Raw genomic sequence first — 16,776 nt, 5'->3', positions numbered from 1 at the left:
CAAGACCACCGGCGGCGCGTCAGGCGCACTGCTCGGCCAGGTGGTTCACCAGCGCCTGGGCCAGCTCGCGCGGGTCGGCACTGAAACTGCTGTAGCCGCCTTCACGCAGGCTGTCGGGCATGCTCGAACAGACGCAGCTCTCAGCCCGCTGGGTCCAGATCGGCGCACCCTGGCGACGCACGTAGGCCGCCGCGGCGCTGCCATCGCTGCCCATGCCGCTGAAGGCGATCACGCCGCAATGCTCGCCGAAGTGCTGGGCGAGGTTGAGCATGATCTGGTCGATGGACGGGCTGTAGGGCTCGGGCCAGGGGCGGTTGCCCATGAGCATCGCGCCGTCTTCGGCGAAGGTCAGCTCCTGGGCGATCGGCACCACCACCACCTCGCCGGCGCGCACGTGGTCGCCGGGGCGGGCCAGGTTGACCGGCCACTGGCTGTGGCGGCCGACGGCCTGGGGCAGGATGCTTTCGAAGGCGGGATCGATGTGCTGGGCGTAGAGGAAACCCACCGGCAGGCCGCCGGGCAGTGCATCAAGGAAGGCCTTGACCGCCGCCGGACCTCCAAGGGACGCGGCCAGCAGCCAGACCTGGCGCGCCGGCTCGCCCGCCACCAGCGGGGTGTCCGCCAGGGCACGCGGCAGGTCCAGGCGGGCGGGGCGCTGGGCCTCGGCCATCAGGGCCTCCAGGCTCGGGCCGACCGCCACGGCGGGATCCCCCACCAGGCGCTTGAGCTTGCCGAACAGGCGGCGCTCCCAGCGCGGGTAGTTTTCCGAATGGCGTTCCGGGGCATGCCCTTCGCCGAACAGTACCGGGGCGCTGGCGCGCTCCAACAGGCTGTCCACCAGCGGCGAGTCTTCCGACTGGGCCAGGTCCACCAACCAGAGGTCGGCGTCGCAGGCGCTCAGGGCGTCGTCGTCGAGACGGGCCGGGTCACTGTTGAGGATCACCTGGTAGCCGTTGCCGACCAGCGCCTGCTGCAGCACATGGCGCTGCAGCGAGGTGTCGGCGATGACGGCGATGCGTGCAGAGGTTTTCTCAGTCATGTCCCTTGACCAGTCGCTGGATGGTTTCAAGCAGCAGGGACTCCTGGTACGGCTTGCCCAGGTAGTCGTTCACGCCGATGGCCATCGCCCGCTCGCGGTGTTTCTCGCCGGTACGGGAGGTGATCATGATGATCGGCAGGTCCTTCAGGCTCGCGTCGTGGCGCACCAGGGTGGCCACTTCGAAGCCGTCCATGCGCGGCATCTCGATGTCCAGCAGCATGACGTCGGGGCGGTGCTCCTGAAGCTGGGCGATGGCATCCACCCCATCCTTGGCCGTCAGCACGTTCATGCCGTTGCGTTCCAGCAGGCGGCTGGTGACCTTGCGCACGGTGACCGAGTCGTCCACCACCATGATCACCGGCGGGCGGTCGTGGTCCAGCTCCGCCGGCAGGGCGGCCTGGCTGGTGGTGCGCGGCAGCATTTGCACCTGATGGGCATGGCGGGCGCGGATGGTCGCCAGCAGGTCGAGAATCACCACCACGCGGCCGTCCCCAAGGATGGTGGCACCGGAGATGCCCTGCACCCCGGCGAACTGCGGGCCGAGGCCCTTTACCACGATCTCGCGGGAGCCGGCCAGGGCGTCCACCTGGACGGCCACGGCGTGCTCGGTGGAACGCACCAGGATCACCGGCAGCGGCAGACTCTGGCCCACCAGCTTGGGATGCTGGCCATTGTTCAGCAGGTCGCCCAGGTACTTCAGTTCGTAGGCCTGGCCGGCGTACTCGAAGCGCGGCGCATCCGGCTGGTAGTAGGCCTCCAGCTCGTACGGGGAGACCCGCACGATACCTTCGATGGTGTTCAGCGGGATGGCGTAGAGGTCTTCGCCGGAGAGCACCATCAGCGCACGGTTCACCGACACGGTGAACGGCAGGCGGATGAGGAAGCGCGAGCCCTCGCCCGGGGTCGACTCGATGCTCATGGAGCCACCGAGCTGCTTGACCTCGGAGTGCACCACGTCCATGCCCACGCCACGCCCGGAGATCTGCGTGACTTTCTCAGCGGTGGAGAAGCCGGCCTCGAGGATGAACTGCAGCACCTCGTGGTCGGAGAGCTGGGAGTCGGCATCCATCAGCCCACGCTCGATGGCCTTGCGGCGCACGGCGTCGAGGCGGATGCCGCCACCGTCGTCGGACAGGGTCAGGAGGATGTCGCCACCCTCGCGGCCCAGGGTCAGGCGGATGGTACCGGCGTCTGGCTTGCCGGCGGCGCGGCGCAGTTCGACCGGCTCGATGCCGTGGTCAACGGCGTTGCGCAGCATGTGCTCCAGGGGCGCGACGATGCGCTCGAGCACGGTCCGGTCCATTTCGCCCTCGGCGTTGCCGACGAGGAACTCCACCTGCTTGCCCAACTCGCTGGCCACCTGGCGCACGATGCGGCGCAGGCGCGGTACGAGGCGGTCGAAGGGCACCATGCGGGTCCGCATGAGGCCTTCCTGCAGCTCGGTGTTGACCCGTGCCTGTTGCAGCAGCAGGGTTTCGGCGTCGCGGTTACGCGCGGCCAGGGTTTCCTTCAGGTCCAGCAAGTCGGACGCAGACTCGAACAGCGCGCGGGAGAGCTGCTGCAGCTGGGAGTGGCGGTCCATTTCCAGCGGGTCGAAGTCCTCGTAGCCGGCGCGCTCGGCCTCGGCCTGGTAGCGGCTGAGGATCTGCGCCTGGGTCTCGGTGTCGAGGCGGCGGAGCTGGTCGCGTACCCGCTCGATGGTGGATTCCATCTCGCTCAGGGTGAAGCTGAAGTCGCTCACCTGCTGTTCGACACGGCCCCGGAAGATGGACGTTTCACCCGCCAGGTTGACCAGGCCTTCCAGCAGGTCGGCCGGGACCTTGACCATTTCCTGCGGCGCACGACGTGCGGCGGCATCCTGGGCGGCTTCCTGGGCCTTGAGCACGAACGGCAGGACCTTGTCCTCGGTCACCGCCACCGGCACGGCGCTCGCCGCCACGATGGGGGCTGCGAGGGTCGGCTGGGGCACCGGATCAAAGACCTCGGCAGGTGCTTCGGGCTCGTCCGCCAGGCTGGCATCCAGGCGCTGGCGCAGCTGGTCCAGCTCGGCCTGCAGGCCTTCGAAGCCGGACTGCACGTCGAGGAACAGGCTTTCAGGCCAGGGCGCGCCTTGTTGCAGCGCCTCGGTCAGGTGCTGTTCCAGGTCGTGGCTGAGGTCGCCCAGGCGTTTCTGGCCGGCCAGGCGCGCACCGCCCTTGAGGGTGTGCAGCAGGCGCAGCAGGTCGTCGATCTGGGCGCTGTCGTCGCGGTTCTCTTCCCAGCGGCCGATGGTGCGCTCCATCGCTTCCAGCAGGTCATCGCCCTCTTCGAGGAAGATATCGAGGATGTCGGCTTCCGCCTCATCGTCCTCCACCACGGGCGCGGCGACAGGCTGCAGGTGCACGCTGGAGGGCATGCTCAGCTGTTCGTCGGGGTTGGCACGGAAGCGGCGGATCGCCTCGATCAGCACGCTGCCATCCGGCACCGCGCGCTTGTCGCGCACGGCTTCGAGCATCTCGGCAAGGCGGTCGTGGCAGGACTGCAGCAACCCGAACAGCGTCGGGCTGGCACGCAGGCGGCCGCCACAGAGGCCTTCGTAGAGGAATTCCAGTTCGTGGGCGAGGTCACCGATCTCGCGGATCTCGGCCATGCGCGCACCACCCTTGAGGGTGTGCAGGTCGCGTTGCAGGGCCTCGACTTCCAGCAGGTTGTCGACGTCCTCCATCCAGCGCTGCAGGGCGTTGCCGGCGCTTTCGATGATGTCGAAGCCTTCCTCGAGGAAGATTTCCACCAGTTCGGGATCACGGTCATCGAAGGCGCTGTGGACCGGCTCGCTCACCACGGGAGCCGGTACAACCGGCTCGACCGGGGCGGGCGCCTCGGCCATCTCGGGCAGCACCAGCTCGATGCTCGGCTCGTCGTCCACCTCAGGCAGCGCCGGGGCTTCATCCACCGGCAGCCATTCGGCGTCGGGCTCGGGCTCGGGCTCGGGCTCGGGCTCGGGCTCGGGCTCGGGCTCGGGAGAAAGTGTGTCTTCGGCTTCGGCTTCGGCTTCGGCTTCGGCTTCGGCTTCGGCTTCGGCTTCGGCTTCGGCTTCGGCTTCGGGGGCAGGCGACAGGTCGCCTTCGGTCTCGTCAAGCAGCCAGGCATCGGCCTCGGCGCTTTCCACGAGCGCCGGCTCGTCGGTCTCCGGCAGGGGCAGGTCTTCCAGCACCAGCGGGGCGTCGGCATCGGGTTCGTCGAGGGTCGGCAGCGGCAGGACGTCATCGTCCAGCTCAGGCAGGCCGGCATCCAGTTCGAGGGGCGCTTCGGACACCTCATCCGGCAAGGCAGGCGCTTCCACCTCTGCCTCTGCCTCTGCCGGCGGGGCGATGGCCTCACTCGCCGGAACTTCGGTCACCGGCGCGACGGGCAGGCTTACCGTGCCGCCTTGGCGAAACGCACGAATCGCCTGGATCAGCGCCTCCGGGTTGCGCAGCGGTTGGCGGGCCTGGAGCTGGTCGAGCATCACGGCCAGGTCGTCATGGCTGGCCTGGAGCAGGCCGGCCAATGCCGGGGAATGGTTGAAGCGGCGGTCCACCAGCCCTTCGTAGAGGGATTCGAGTTCGTGGGCGAGGTCGCCGATAGGGGCGATCTCGGCCATGCGCGCGCCACCCTTGAGGGTGTGCAGGTCACGCTGCAGCGAGTGCAGCGGTGCGTGGTTGTCCGGCTCGTCGAGCCAGCGTTCCAGCGCCTGGCCGGAGCTTTCCAGGATGTCCACGGCCTCTTCGAGGAAGATGGAGACCATCTCCTCGTCGAGGTTCTCGTAGGCCAGCGGTGCGGCAGCCGGTTCGACCGCTGCGGCAGGCTCGGCGGCCGGGACGGGCACCGGCTCGACGGCCTCGGTGGGCTCGTCGAGCAGCTCCGGCAGGGTGACCGGTTCAAGGGCCGGCACTTCATCCAGTTCGGGCAGCGGCGGCAGTGCGTCATCGTCCGCGAGCGTCAGCTCGGCTTCTGTGGCGGGCGGCAGCACCTGGTCCGGCTCTTCGACCAGCAGTCCGGTGTCGCGGTCCATGTCCAGCAGCGCGAGGGCTGCCGGATCGACGGCCTGCTGGAGCAGGTCGCGCAGGGCCTGGACCCGCTCCGGCTGGGGCGTGACCTGAAGGGCGGCGGCGACCTGGTCCATCATGCTGATCAGCGCTTCGTGGGCCCGTTCGGCCTCGTCGAAGAAGCGTTCGCTGACCGGCAGGCTGCCTTCCTCGACGGCACCGTAGGTGTCCAGCAGGGCTTCGCAGAGCTCTTCGATCTGCGGCAGCTCGGCCATCTCGGCGCCACGGCCGAGGGTGTTCAGTTCTTCCAGCAGGGCGCCCAGTTCCTGGCGCTCGGAGGGGTGCTCGCGCCAGCGGCGCAGCAGGTCCTCGGCATCCAGGAGGATGTCCATGCCTTCGGCGAGGAAGATGGAGATCAGTTGCGGGTCGCGCCCGGCCTGGCCCTGCTCGCCCAGGCGAGCGGCTTCGGCCGCGCCGATGCGCTCGGCGTGCAGGCGCTGGACGCGTTCGAGGAAGGCCTCGGTCCCGGGGATCGGGCGCAGCGGTGCGGTTTCCAGCTGCTCCAGGCCGATGCGGAACAGTTGCTCGGCATCGCGCAGCAGTTCGGCATCCACCAGGTCCATCTGGATCAGGTTGGTCTTGTATTCCTTGGCCAGCTTCTCCAGCGGCATGGCGATGGCGGCGATCGGCAGGATGCCGGCCATGTGCGCACTGCCCTTGAGGGTGTGCAGGGCGCGCTGGAGGTTGTCGGTCACCGGCTGCGGCAGGGACTGCGCGCAATCGGCGAGGAAGCCGACGAGGGTTTCCAGGTGGGCTTCGGCCTCGTTGCGGAAGATGTCCAGCAACTGCGGGTCGAGCGGCTCTTCATCGGTCGACGCGCTGGAGGCAACGGTCGGCGCGGCCACTTCGGGCTGAGAAGGAAGCTCGCCCACGGGCTCGGCAGCCTGTACGGAGACCGGGGCTTCAGATTTTGGGAGGCGCTGCCCCTTGGCCAGGGCGTGCGCCTCGGCGGCCAGGTGGTCGACATCGTCACGCTGGCGCTGGGCCTTGGCGGCGAATTCGTCCACCAGCTGCGGCAGCAGGGCGACCACGTCGTTGACCACGCCCTTGACGTCCTCGTCCGGCTGGATGCTGCGGTCGAGCACGCGGTTGAGCAGGTTCTCGATGGACCAGGACAGCTCGCCGATGACCAGCGCGCGGACCATGCGGCCGCTGCCCTTGAGGGTGTGGAAGGCACGGCGGACTTCGGTCAGCGCGTCCTTGTCGTCCGTATTGGCGCACCAGCGCGGCAGGTAGTCGCCGATGGTCTCCAGCACTTCGCCGGCTTCTTCGATGAAGACTTCCAGCAGTTCGTCGTCCACCGGCTCTTCGTCGGCAGGCGGCGGCAGCAGGCTGGGCGGGACCTCGCCAGCGGGCGGGTTGATGGGCTGCACCGGGGCGGCCATGACATCGGCCATGGACAGCGCGCGGGGTGCTTCCTCGACCGGGGCAGCGACGGGCTCCAGCGGAGCGGAAGGCAGGTCGACCTCCGGCAGGTCGAGGCCGCTCAGCTCCACGTCGTCCCAGCTGGGGGTGGATTCGGGCAGCGGCTCGAGGCTGAGGGGCTCGTCCAGCATCGGTTCAAGGGGCTCGGCAGCCGGCAGCGGCTCAAGGGCCTCAAGGTCGAAGGAGGCGAAGGGCTCGTCGGCCGGCTTGGGCTGATCGAGGGATTCCAGCTCCAACGGGGCGTCGAGGCTGAAGTCGATGACCTCGGGGGCCTGGACCTCCGGCTCGCCGAGGTTCCAGTTGTCATCGGAGACCAGCAGCGTCGGCGCGTCATCGGCCTTCGGCTCGGTGGTCTCGAAGCTGTCGAGTGTGCCCAGTTCCAGGGGCTCGTCCAGCAGCGGCTGGGCTTCCAGCTCGGGCAGCGGCTCCAGTTCGGGCAGTGCGTCGAAGGCCACCGGCTCGGCGCTGTCCAGCGGTTCGAGCTCCGGCAGGGCATCCAGTGCAGGGGCCTCTTCCACCGGGGCGGAAGGCTCGGCGAAATCGGCATCGAGCGTGATTTCCGGCTCCGCTGGCAGGGGTTCGAAGGCCAGGGGCTCGACCGGCTCGGGCGCTTCCTCGGCGAGGACTTCGATCTCCTCCACCGGGTCGGCCAGCGGAGCGGGCTCTTCGGCCTGGAACTCCGGGAGATCGAGGATGGAGGGCTTGGCCTTGAGCGGGTAGCCCAGGTTCTCCAGGCTCTCCTCGGCCACGTCGAGGATCATGTCGCCTTGGGTGGCGTGGTCCTCGGAGAGGCGCTCCAGGTAGTACTCGACGCTGGTGATGGCGTCGGCCAGGGTGTCCAGGCTCTGCCAGTTGGGCACGGCCTTGCGGGCCAGGAGCTGTTCCTGGATGTAGCGGTTGCAGGCTTCCAGCAGGGCAGCGGCGCGGGCCAGGGGGATCATCGCCAGGCCGCCACGGACCTGGGTCAGCAGGTCGGGCACGCGGGCCAGGTGCTCGTGGTTCCACTGGGAGGCGATGAACTCGATGATCGCGTCCTTGGCCTGTTCGAGGCCATTGCGCGCTTCCTTGATCACCAGTTGGTGGATCTGCGCCACGTCGGTGGTGGGCAGGTGACTCTCTTCGCGGGAACCGTCATCGGCCGGGCCGACCATGCCGGCGAGGGTCGCCTCGACGTACAGCAGGGCGCCGGCGACGTCCATGAGAACGGCGTCGTTGGGCTCGCGCTGGCCGAGGGACAGGCTGTGGATGACGTCGATCTGGTCGAGGATGACCCGGCGCGGTTGGCCGAAGCCGAGCACGGCGAGGGTGTCGGCGATCTGCTTGAGGGGCGCGAGCAGGGCATCCAGCTCGGTGACGCCGCGGCGGTCGCTGCGCACGAAGATGTCGAGGCTGTCCTTGACGCGGACCAGCTCTTCGCAAAGGGCGGTGACCACCGAGCGCATGGCGTCGCGGTCGGGGCCGGCCAGGCGGGCACGTTCCTCGTCCACCACGTCGGTGTCGGGCAGGGCTTCGTCGAGGCGGTACTGTTCCTTGAGGGCACGGATGCGCGGCGACTGGGCCGGGGCCTTGGCGATATAGAACAGCAGGTTCTTGACCAGTTCGTCCGGGGCCGGCTGGTTGATGCCATCGGCGCCCTGGTCGACCAGGCGCTTGAGCTCCTTGTCGATCTGACGCAGCAGGGTGCGGACGGAGGTGCCGTTGACCACGCTGCCATTGGCCAGGCCTTCGACCATGCCGGAGGCGATGGGCCACAGGGTGCCCAGCGGGGCTTCCTTGCACAGCGATTCGAGGCGGGCGAAGACGCGGGCCATGTAGCCGAGGTTGGTGGCCAGGTCCTGGCCACGGATGATCCCCACCAGGGCCATCTGCAGCATCTGCCGCAGCTTGCGCAGCAGTACCGGCAGTTCGGCGGTGCGCATGCGGGCCAGCGCATCCACCGAGAGTGCGGGGGTGCGGCTGGAGAGATCGGGGGAGAACAGGCTGGTTTCGGACAGCAGCTTCTCGCCACGGGCGGCGCGCAGGTCGTTGAGCAGCGGCAGGACGACCATGGGCAGGTCACGGCGCGCGCTCTGGATGCGATCCAGGTAGACCGGCAACTGCAGGATGGCCTGCATGAGCACTTCCAGGGCCTCGCCCTGGTTGGTCACGCGGCCTTCCATCAGTGCCTGGGCGAGCTGCTCCATTTCCTCGGCGAGCAGGGCCGCGCCGTAGAACTCGACCATCTGCAGGGTGCCGTGGACCTGGTGCACGTAGGTCTGGCAGAAACGCATGCGCGTCGGGTCCTGGGTGTTCTCGACGAACGCCTCCAGGGCCTGGCGGGCCTGCTTCAGGGTTTCCGCGATCTCGCCCTTGACCCACTCCAGGGCGACATAATCGTGCCGATCACTCATAGCCGTCTGCTATCCCTTCCGGGTGAATGCCAGAACCTGATCGTCGGCCACCGGCTCCAGGTCCGGATGGTGCCAACCAACCACTTCACCGACGCCGATCACCATGAGCCCACCGGGCGCCAGGCGCTCGGCCAGGCGATTGAGGATTTCACGGCGACGCCAGCGGCGGAAATAGATCAGCAGGTTCTGGCAGAAAATTACGTCCATGCCGGACATTGGCGCCTTCGCCAGTTCCAGCACATTGAGCCGGGCGCAACACACGCGCGCGGCCAGGCTCTCCACAACTTTGAAACGGCCATCGCCCAGAGGCTGGAAGTAGCGCTCGCCCATGTCGCCTTCCAGGTGCTCCAGGCGCCGTGCGCCGTACACCCCCTCGCGGGCCTTGTTCAGGGCGCTGAGGCTGATGTCGGTGCCGGTCACACCAAAATAGTCGGGCCGCTCGCTGCCCGTGAGGGCCTCGGCGGCCGCGATGGCCAGGGAATACGGCTCTTCGCCGCTGGAACAACCGACGCTCCAGAGGGCGAGGGGGCTGTCCAGTCCCTTGGCAACACGCTCGCGCAGATAGGCGCCGAGCAGGTCGAACGAGGGTCCGTGGCGGAAGAAACGGGTTTCCTGAACGGTGAGGCGGTCCAGCAGGGTCGACCATTCGACGGCACCACGCGGCCCGTCGGTGACCTGGCGGAAGTAGAGGGTGTAGTCGTCTACGCCCAGCTCTCGCATCCGCGCGGTGAGGTTGGTCTGCAGGAACGAGCGTCGCTGCTCGTTGATGACCACGCCGGTACGTTCCTCGAGCAGCGATTGCCAGTCATGGAACTGCGCGGGGGTCATGTCGGCCATGGGTTTCAAGGCCCACACGCCGCCAGGCTGCATGCTGTCGTGCCTCTCGCTCATGGCCGTTGCGCCGCAGCCTCAGGCTACGGCACCTCCCTTGGTCAGGCCCGGTCTGCGTCCGGCAGGTTGAAGCCGGATACCGACTTGCGCATCTCGCTCGCCATCTTGGCGAGGTTACCGATGCTCTTGGCGGTTGCCGTGGTACCGGCGGAGGTCTGCGAGGTGATCTCCTGAATGACGTTCATGGTGTTGGAAATGTGGCCCGCGGACGACGCCTGCTGGCGTGCCGCGTTGGAGATGTTCTGGATCAGGGCCGCGAGGGTCTTGGATACCTTCTCGATCTCTTCCAGGGCCACACCGGCGTCCTGTGCGAGGCGGGCACCGCGTACCACTTCGGAGGTGGTCTGCTCCATGGAGATAACCGCTTCGTTGGTGTCGGTCTGAATGGTCTTAACCAGGGCCTCGATCTGCTTGGTTGCGGCAGAGGAGCGTTCTGCGAGGCGCTGTACCTCGTCCGCTACCACGGCGAAGCCTCGACCGGCGTCACCCGCCATGGACGCCTGGATCGCGGCGTTCAGTGCAAGGATGTTGGTCTGGTCGGCAATGTCGTTAATCAGGCTCACGATGTCACCGATCTCCTGGGACGATTCACCGAGACGCTTGATTCGCTTGGAGGTGTCCTGGATCTGCTCGCGGATGTTGTCCATGCCGGTGATGGTGTTGTGCACCACTTCGTTGCCCTTGTTGGCGATGGCTACGGAACGTTCCGCTACCGCGGAGGATTCCGAGGCGTTCGCCGATACCTGGTCAATCGACACGGCCATTTCGTTGATCGCGGCGGACGCACCGGCGATTTCCTGGGCCTGGTGCTCGGAAGCCTCGGCCAGGTGCATGGCGGTGGCCTGGGTTTCCTGGGCAGCGGCGGCTACCTGCACGGCGGTCAGGTTGATGGTCTCTACCAGTTCGCGGAGCTGGTCGATGGAGTAGTTGATCGAGTCCGCGATCGCACCGGTGAAGTCTTCGGTTACGGTCGCCGCTACGGTCAAGTCACCGTCTGCAAGGTCGGCGATTTCGTCGAGCAGTCGCAGAATCGCGGCCTGGTTACGTTCGTTCTTCTCGGCGGTCTCGGCCAGACGCTGGCGGGTGGTCTGAACCATGACCAGGCCGATCAGGATGATCGAGCCCAGTGCCAGGGCACCGAGGATGTAGCCAGCCAGGGTGTTCAGGCTACGGCCGGCGGCCTGCTCTTCGAAGCCGGCGGCCAGCTGGGACGCCTTGTCCAGCAGGGTCTGGGAGCCGGTGAAGATGGTGTTGGCGGATTCACGGACCTGGAAGAGTTCGGGCGAGGTCTCGAGGATCTCGTCCACGGAACCGGAGACGAACTCGAACAGTTCGGAAATCTCCTGCAGGCGCTCCAGGGCTTCGGTGTCGGTCACCTTGGAGATTTCCATAGCGGCGTTGCCTTCGAGCATCGCGTTCAGTACGCGGCCGAACAGGCTGGCGTCGCGGCCGAACATGTCGGCGGCCTGTACGGAGTCCTGGTCACCGGCCAGTACCTTGTTCACGGAGCCGAGGATCCGTTCGGCCAGCAGCGACTGGCGCTGGGCCACGGACACCTGGGCAGCGGGCGCGCCGCTTTCCAGCAGGATGTCCACGACTTCCTCGTACTCGACCTGCAGCTGCGGGATGGTCTCGGCGAGGGTGCCGGCTACCTGGTGCAGGGAGAGTACGGTCTGCTCGCTGGCCAGGATGGCGTCGGAGTTCTGCCGCAGGCTGTTCCAGTCCGCCTGCACGGCGTCCATCTGGGCCTTGACGGCTTCGGGCGCCGGCGGCAGGCCGGTTTCCGCGTCACCGTTGAGCAGAATGTTCCAGCGCTTCTCGAAGTCGTTGCGCGCTTCCTTCAACAGGGCGAAGGCCTCGGGCTTGCCCGCCGCCGCTTCGGTGGCGTTCTTCGCGATACGCTGGGACAAGACCCGCAGCTCACCGGAGTGGCCGAGGTATTCCTGGTCGTGGTTCGCCTGCGTGTTGAGGTACGCGAAGTTGGCGAACAGCAGCACGATGGAGACGATCAGGACCACGAAGAGTCCGGCGATCAACGTACTGCTGCGCGCTCCCGCGAGTAGATTGCCTGCGTTCAGTTTTTTCATTATCGGGCCCCCGCCTGGACCAACTACACAACGATTTCCATGTAACGCCAAGGGCCGGTATAGACCGGCCCAACCTTGGATCAACGGCACACGTTGGTGCCTGGGTCAGCCGGAGACACTGCACTCCGACCGATCGGGCCGCCCCTCCCGGAAACGGCCCTGCGCGCAGGCCCGAAGGCCTGCGCGTTGGGAACTAGACCGCGACGTCCAGGAACACCTGGTGCTGGGCCAGCGCATGAGGGCTGAACACCAGCCAGGGATGCTCACGCTGGAACACGCCGTGGATGAAGGGTTGGATGGTGGCCTCCAGCGGCGGCAGTTCCTCGGAGAACGAGCCCACCGGGAAGTGCTGCATGCCGAAGACTTCGTCGACGATGAGGCCGGCGAAGATTTCCTGGTGGTCGACCACCAGCACCCGGCGCTGCTTGCGCAGGGACGAGAGTTCGCCGCCGAAGAAGCCGCACAGGTCCATGATCGGCAGCAACCGACCACGGACGTTGGCGACTCCCTTGACCCAGGGTTTCACCCCCGGCAGCTGGGTGTAGCGGGGCTCGTGGAGCACTTCGCCCACTTCGCCCATGGACGCCACGAAGAAGCGCTCGCCCATGCGGAAACCGATCCCACTCCAGGTCTGAACCGTTTCCTGCTGGGCGGGCAAGCCCGCCGCCAGGGCGCGGCAGCGCTGGTCGATCTCGAGGAGTATCTGGAATGGGGTCTTTGCGTCCGACATGCGGGGCTGAGCCTTCTTCTAGGACATCACGGTGCTACCGGCATCAGCCGGCCAGCACCGCGTTGAGGGTTTTCAGCAGCGTGTCTTCGTCGATCGGCTTGGTCAGGTAGTCCTTCGCGCCCTGGCGCTTGCCCCAGACCTTGTCGGTTTCCTGATCCTTGGTGGTGACGATGATCACCGGGATATGGCTGGTTTCGGCGTCCTTGGTCAGCTGACGGGTCGCCTGGAAGCCATTGAGGCCGGGCATGACGATGTCCATCAGCACGGCATCGGGTTTTTCCTGGCGAGCCAGGGCGACGCCATCGGCGCCATTTTCCGCCTTCAGTACCTGATGGCCATGTTTTTCGAGCATGGCGGTCAGCTTGTACATTTCGGTCGGCGAGTCATCAACAATCAGAATACGAGCCATGTTTGTCCCCAATACGGAAAGGCACTTCCAGCCACGAGGGCCGGACTTCAGGAGGCTTGTTCCACCGGGGTGAAATCAGGCACGTGGGTCTTGATCGCGCCGAGCAGTTCTTCCTTGCTGAAGGGCTTGGTGAGGTACTGGTCGGAACCGACGATGCGACCCTTGGCCTTGTCGAACAGGCCGTCCTTGGAGGACAGCATGATCACCGGGGTGGACTTGAAAGCACTGTTGTTCTTGATCAGGGCGCAGGTCTGATAACCGTCGAGACGCGGCATCATGATGTCGACAAAGATGATGTTCGGGTGTGTGTCCGCGATCTTGGCCAGGGCATCGAAACCGTCGACAGCCGTGATGACCTCGCAACCCACCTTCTTCAGCAGAGTTTCAGCGGTGCGACGAATCGTCTTCGAATCGTCGATCACCATCACCTTCAAACCCTCGGAATGCTGTTCCATGTTCGCCCTACCATCGCCTCGGTGAGTCGTTATTAGCTTCGTTCAGTGCGCCTGAGGCCCTGTCAGCGACGGGCTGCGACCCAATCGTCGGGCCTTTTTAGCACACTCTCCAGACGCAAGCCAGAAACCGCCTACGCCATGGATTTGCCAGTTCGCACGGCGAGGTTTCCCTTGACCGCAACCGCCTCCAGCGCCACCCTGAGCGCCTCTTCCGGGGCCCGATCGAGGCCCCTTTCTTCACTTCACGAGTTGCGGAGACACCACCCATGAGCGTTCGCCTCGGGATCGTCATGGACCCCATTGCGCAGATCAACTTCAAGAAGGACAGCTCCCTGGCCATGCTTCTCGCGGCCCAGGCTCGCGGCTGGTCCCTCTTCTATATGGAGCAGCAGGATCTTTACCAGGCAGCGGGCGTAGCCCGTGCCCGCATGAAACCGCTCGAGGTGAAGGCCGACCCTGCGGGCTGGTATGTCCTCGGGGATGAGCAGGACACCCCGCTCGCCGACCTCGATGTGATCCTCATGCGCAAGGATCCGCCCTTCGACAACGAGTTCATCTACTCCACCTACCTGCTGGAGCAGGCCGAACGCGCCGGCGTGCTGGTGGTGAACCGTCCGCAGAGTCTGCGCGACTGCAACGAGAAGTTCTTTGCCACGCTCTTCCCGCACCTCACCCCGACGACTCTGGTGAGTCGACGGCCCGACATTCTGCGCGAGTTTGCAAAAGAGCAGCGTGACATCATTCTCAAACCCCTTGATGGCATGGGCGGTTCGATGATTTTTCGTCACCGCGAGGGCGACCCGAACCTTTCGGTGATCCTGGAGACCCTCACCCGCCACGGCGCCGAGCAGATCATGGCGCAGCGCTACCTGTCGGCGATCGTCGACGGGGACAAACGTATCCTGATGATAGACGGCGAACCGGTACCTTACTGCCTGGCACGCATTCCCGCTGCCGGCGAGACCCGTGGCAACCTCGCCGCCGGTGGTCGGGGCGAAGCCCGCCCGTTGACCGAGCGCGACCGCGAGATCGCCGCCACCGTCGGTCCGGTACTGCGGGAGAAGGGCCTGCTGTTCGTCGGCCTCGACGTGATCGGCGACCACCTCACCGAGATCAACGTCACCAGCCCGACCTGCATCCGCGAGATCGACGCGGCGTACGACACCCGCATCGGCGAACGCCTGATGGACGTCATCGCCACCCGCCTGGAGGCGAACCAGAGCAAGCCGCAAGCTTGACGCAGTCAACACCTTGCAGCTTGCGGCTTGCAGCCTGCCGCCCCAGTTCGGCAGACTGCGCGCCACTTTGAGCAGACCCGATGTGCGATGAACGCAGCCGCTGACCTCCCCCGCTTCCCCTCCGCCAGCGTGCGCCCGGCGGACAGGCTCGGCTTCACCCTGTTCCTCGCCGCGGTGCTGCACATCGCGCTCATCCTCGGTGTCGGCTTCACCTTCAGCGACCCCAGCCAGATCAGCAAGACGCTGGAAGTCACCCTCGCCACCTTCAAGAGTGACGAGAAGCCGAAGGAAGCCGACTACCTGGCGCAGAACAACCAGCAAGGCAGCGGCACCCTGGAACACAAGGACACGCCCAAGACCACCGAGCAGGCGATGTTCCAGGACCAGGAGATCCGCAAGGTCACTCCGCCCGCCGCCCCCCAGCAGACCAAGCGCCAGGAAGCCCCCAAGGCGGCCATCGCCACCACGGCACCCAAGCCGCAGAAGACCCCGGTCAAGCGCGAGGAAGCCAAGCCCGAGCCCGAGACACCGCCCGCCCCCGTATTCGACAGTGCCCAGCTCTCCTCCGAGATCGCCAGCCTGGAGGCCGAGCTGTCCCAGGAGCAGCAGCGCTACGCCAAGCGCCCACGCATCCACCGCCTCAACGCGGCCTCGACCATGCGCGACAAGGGTGCCTGGTACAAGGACGAATGGCGCAAGAAGATCGAGCGCGTCGGCAACCTCAACTACCCCGAAGAGGCCCGCCGCCAGCGCATCTACGGCTCGCTGAGGCTGCTGGTGTCGATCAACCGCGACGGCACTCTTTATGAGGTGCAGGTGCTGGAGTCATCCGGCCAGCCGGTACTGGACCAGGCCGCCATGCGCATCGTCCGCCTCGCCGCGCCCTTCGCCCCCTTCACCGGCGACCTGGCCGACATCGACCGCCTGGAGATCATCCGCACCTGGCGTTTTGAGCGGGGCGACAGACTCTCCAGCAACTGAACCGGCACCCTTGAAGCCGACGGCGCGAAGATCGACACTAGCGCCCATGAAAAGCACCGCGCCCAGCTACCTCAAGCACCACTTCCTGATCGCCATGCCGCACATGGACGATCCCAATTTCGCGCAGACCGTCACCTACCTGGTCGAACACAACGACCAGGGCGCCATGGGACTGGTGATCAACCGCCCCAACGGCCTCAACCTCGGTGACGTGCTCGAACAACTGCGCCCCGACGACACCGCCCCCGCCCACTGCCAGAACCTGCCCATCTACGCCGGCGGCCCCGTGCAGACCGACCGCGGCTTCGTCCTGCACCCCAGCGGCCCGCAGTACCAGGCCACCCTGGACCTGGGCGACCTGGCGCTGTCCACCTCCCAGGACGTGCTGTTCGCCATCGCCGACGGCAGCGGCCCGCAGAAGAGCCTCATCGCCCTCGGCTATGCCGGCTGGCAGGCCGGGCAACTGGAGGCCGAGCTGGCCGAAAACGCCTGGCTCACCTGCCCCGCCGACCCGGCCATCCTCTTCGACACCCCCAGCGACCAGCGCCTCGCCGCCGCCGCCGCACGGCTGGGGGTCAACCTCAACCTGCTCACCAGCCAGGCCGGGCACGCCTGATGGCCGGCCCGACAACCGCGCCCCGGCTGCTCCTCGGCTTCGACTACGGCACCCGCCAGATCGGCGTCGCCGTCGGTCAGGCCGTCACCGGCCAGGCCCGCGAACTGTGCGTGCTCAAGGCACAGAACGGCGTACCCGACTGGCAGAAGGTCGAGGCCCTGATCAAGGAGTGGCAGCCCGACGCCATCGTCGTCGGCCTGCCGCTGAACATGGACGGCACCCCCAGCGAGATGAGCGAGCGCGCCGAGAAATTCGGCCGGCGCCTCAATGGCCGCTTCAACCTGCCCGTCTTCACCCACGACGAACGCCTGACCACCTTCGAAGCCAAGGGCCACCGCCTGGCGCAGGGCCAGCGCGGCGGCTACCGCGAACGCCCGGTGGACGCCCTGGCCGCCGCCCTGCTGCTGGAAGGCTGGCTGGCCGAGCACCCCGGACACGACTAGCGAGG

The 16,776-nt window shown here is 66.8% G+C and carries 11 protein-coding genes; 4 read left to right on the top strand and 7 right to left on the bottom strand.

All coding sequences use genetic code 11. The annotated features are described in order from the left end of the window. Positions 1-19: 19 nt before the first annotated feature. The 7 genes from RTK35_RS08765 to pilG all read right to left on the bottom strand — a co-directional run bounded on the left by RTK35_RS08765 (position 20) and on the right by pilG (position 13,493). Positions 20-1,039, bottom strand: a complete 1,020-nt coding sequence (locus tag RTK35_RS08765; RefSeq protein ID WP_316907799.1) for a chemotaxis protein CheB — start codon at positions 1,037-1,039, stop codon at positions 20-22. Next, positions 1,032-8,921 carry an Hpt domain-containing protein gene (locus RTK35_RS08760; protein ID WP_316907798.1) on the bottom strand — a complete coding sequence of 2,630 codons (7,890 nt, stop codon included), beginning with the start codon at positions 8,919-8,921 and terminating at the stop codon, positions 1,032-1,034. The genes RTK35_RS08765 and RTK35_RS08760 overlap by 8 nt, the downstream gene beginning before the upstream one ends. 9 nt (positions 8,922-8,930) lie before the next feature. After that, positions 8,931-9,791 (bottom strand): CheR family methyltransferase, encoded by an 861-nt coding sequence (locus RTK35_RS08755; RefSeq protein ID WP_044403650.1) that lies wholly within the window; start codon positions 9,789-9,791, stop codon positions 8,931-8,933. Positions 9,792-9,853: 62 nt separating this feature from the next. After that, positions 9,854-11,899, bottom strand: a complete 2,046-nt coding sequence (locus RTK35_RS08750; RefSeq protein WP_044403555.1) for a methyl-accepting chemotaxis protein — start codon at positions 11,897-11,899, stop codon at positions 9,854-9,856. A gap of 193 nt (positions 11,900-12,092) precedes the next feature. Continuing rightward, on the bottom strand, positions 12,093-12,629 hold the full coding sequence (locus RTK35_RS08745) for a chemotaxis protein CheW (protein ID WP_044403557.1): 537 nt from the start codon (positions 12,627-12,629) through the stop codon (positions 12,093-12,095). Positions 12,630-12,672: 43 nt separating this feature from the next. Beyond that, the gene (gene pilH / locus RTK35_RS08740) at positions 12,673-13,038 is read right to left on the bottom strand and encodes a twitching motility response regulator PilH (protein ID WP_003458790.1); all 366 of its coding nucleotides are present in this window, start codon (positions 13,036-13,038) and stop codon (positions 12,673-12,675) included. A gap of 47 nt (positions 13,039-13,085) precedes the next feature. Continuing rightward, complete coding sequence (gene pilG / locus RTK35_RS08735) at positions 13,086-13,493, bottom strand: twitching motility response regulator PilG (protein WP_021218373.1); 408 nt, start codon at positions 13,491-13,493, stop codon at positions 13,086-13,088. Between the two features lie 266 nt (positions 13,494-13,759). On the opposite strand from pilG, the gene gshB reads away from it, so the two are divergent. The 4 genes from gshB to ruvX all read left to right on the top strand — a co-directional run bounded on the left by gshB (position 13,760) and on the right by ruvX (position 16,771). Further along, positions 13,760-14,731 carry a glutathione synthase gene (gene gshB, locus RTK35_RS08730; protein ID WP_316907797.1) on the top strand — a complete coding sequence of 324 codons (972 nt, stop codon included), beginning with the start codon at positions 13,760-13,762 and terminating at the stop codon, positions 14,729-14,731. Between the two features lie 87 nt (positions 14,732-14,818). Continuing rightward, positions 14,819-15,712 (top strand): energy transducer TonB, encoded by an 894-nt coding sequence (locus tag RTK35_RS08725; protein WP_172432365.1) that lies wholly within the window; start codon positions 14,819-14,821, stop codon positions 15,710-15,712. 46 nt (positions 15,713-15,758) lie between these two features. Beyond that, entirely contained in the window at positions 15,759-16,328 is a 570-nt protein-coding gene (locus tag RTK35_RS08720) for a YqgE/AlgH family protein (RefSeq protein WP_044403571.1), read from the top strand. Next, positions 16,328-16,771, top strand: coding sequence for a Holliday junction resolvase RuvX (ruvX, locus tag RTK35_RS08715; RefSeq protein ID WP_044403573.1), 444 nt, complete (start codon positions 16,328-16,330; stop codon positions 16,769-16,771). The genes RTK35_RS08720 and ruvX overlap by 1 nt, the downstream gene beginning before the upstream one ends. The last annotated feature ends 5 nt before the right edge of the window (positions 16,772-16,776 follow it).

Source organism: Pseudomonas sp. zfem003, assembly GCF_032621675.1.
GTDB classification, from domain to species: domain Bacteria; phylum Pseudomonadota; class Gammaproteobacteria; order Pseudomonadales; family Pseudomonadaceae; genus Metapseudomonas; species Metapseudomonas otitidis.
The sequence above is the reverse complement of the archived record's forward strand: the minus strand, read 5'-3'. Positions and strand labels throughout refer to the sequence as shown.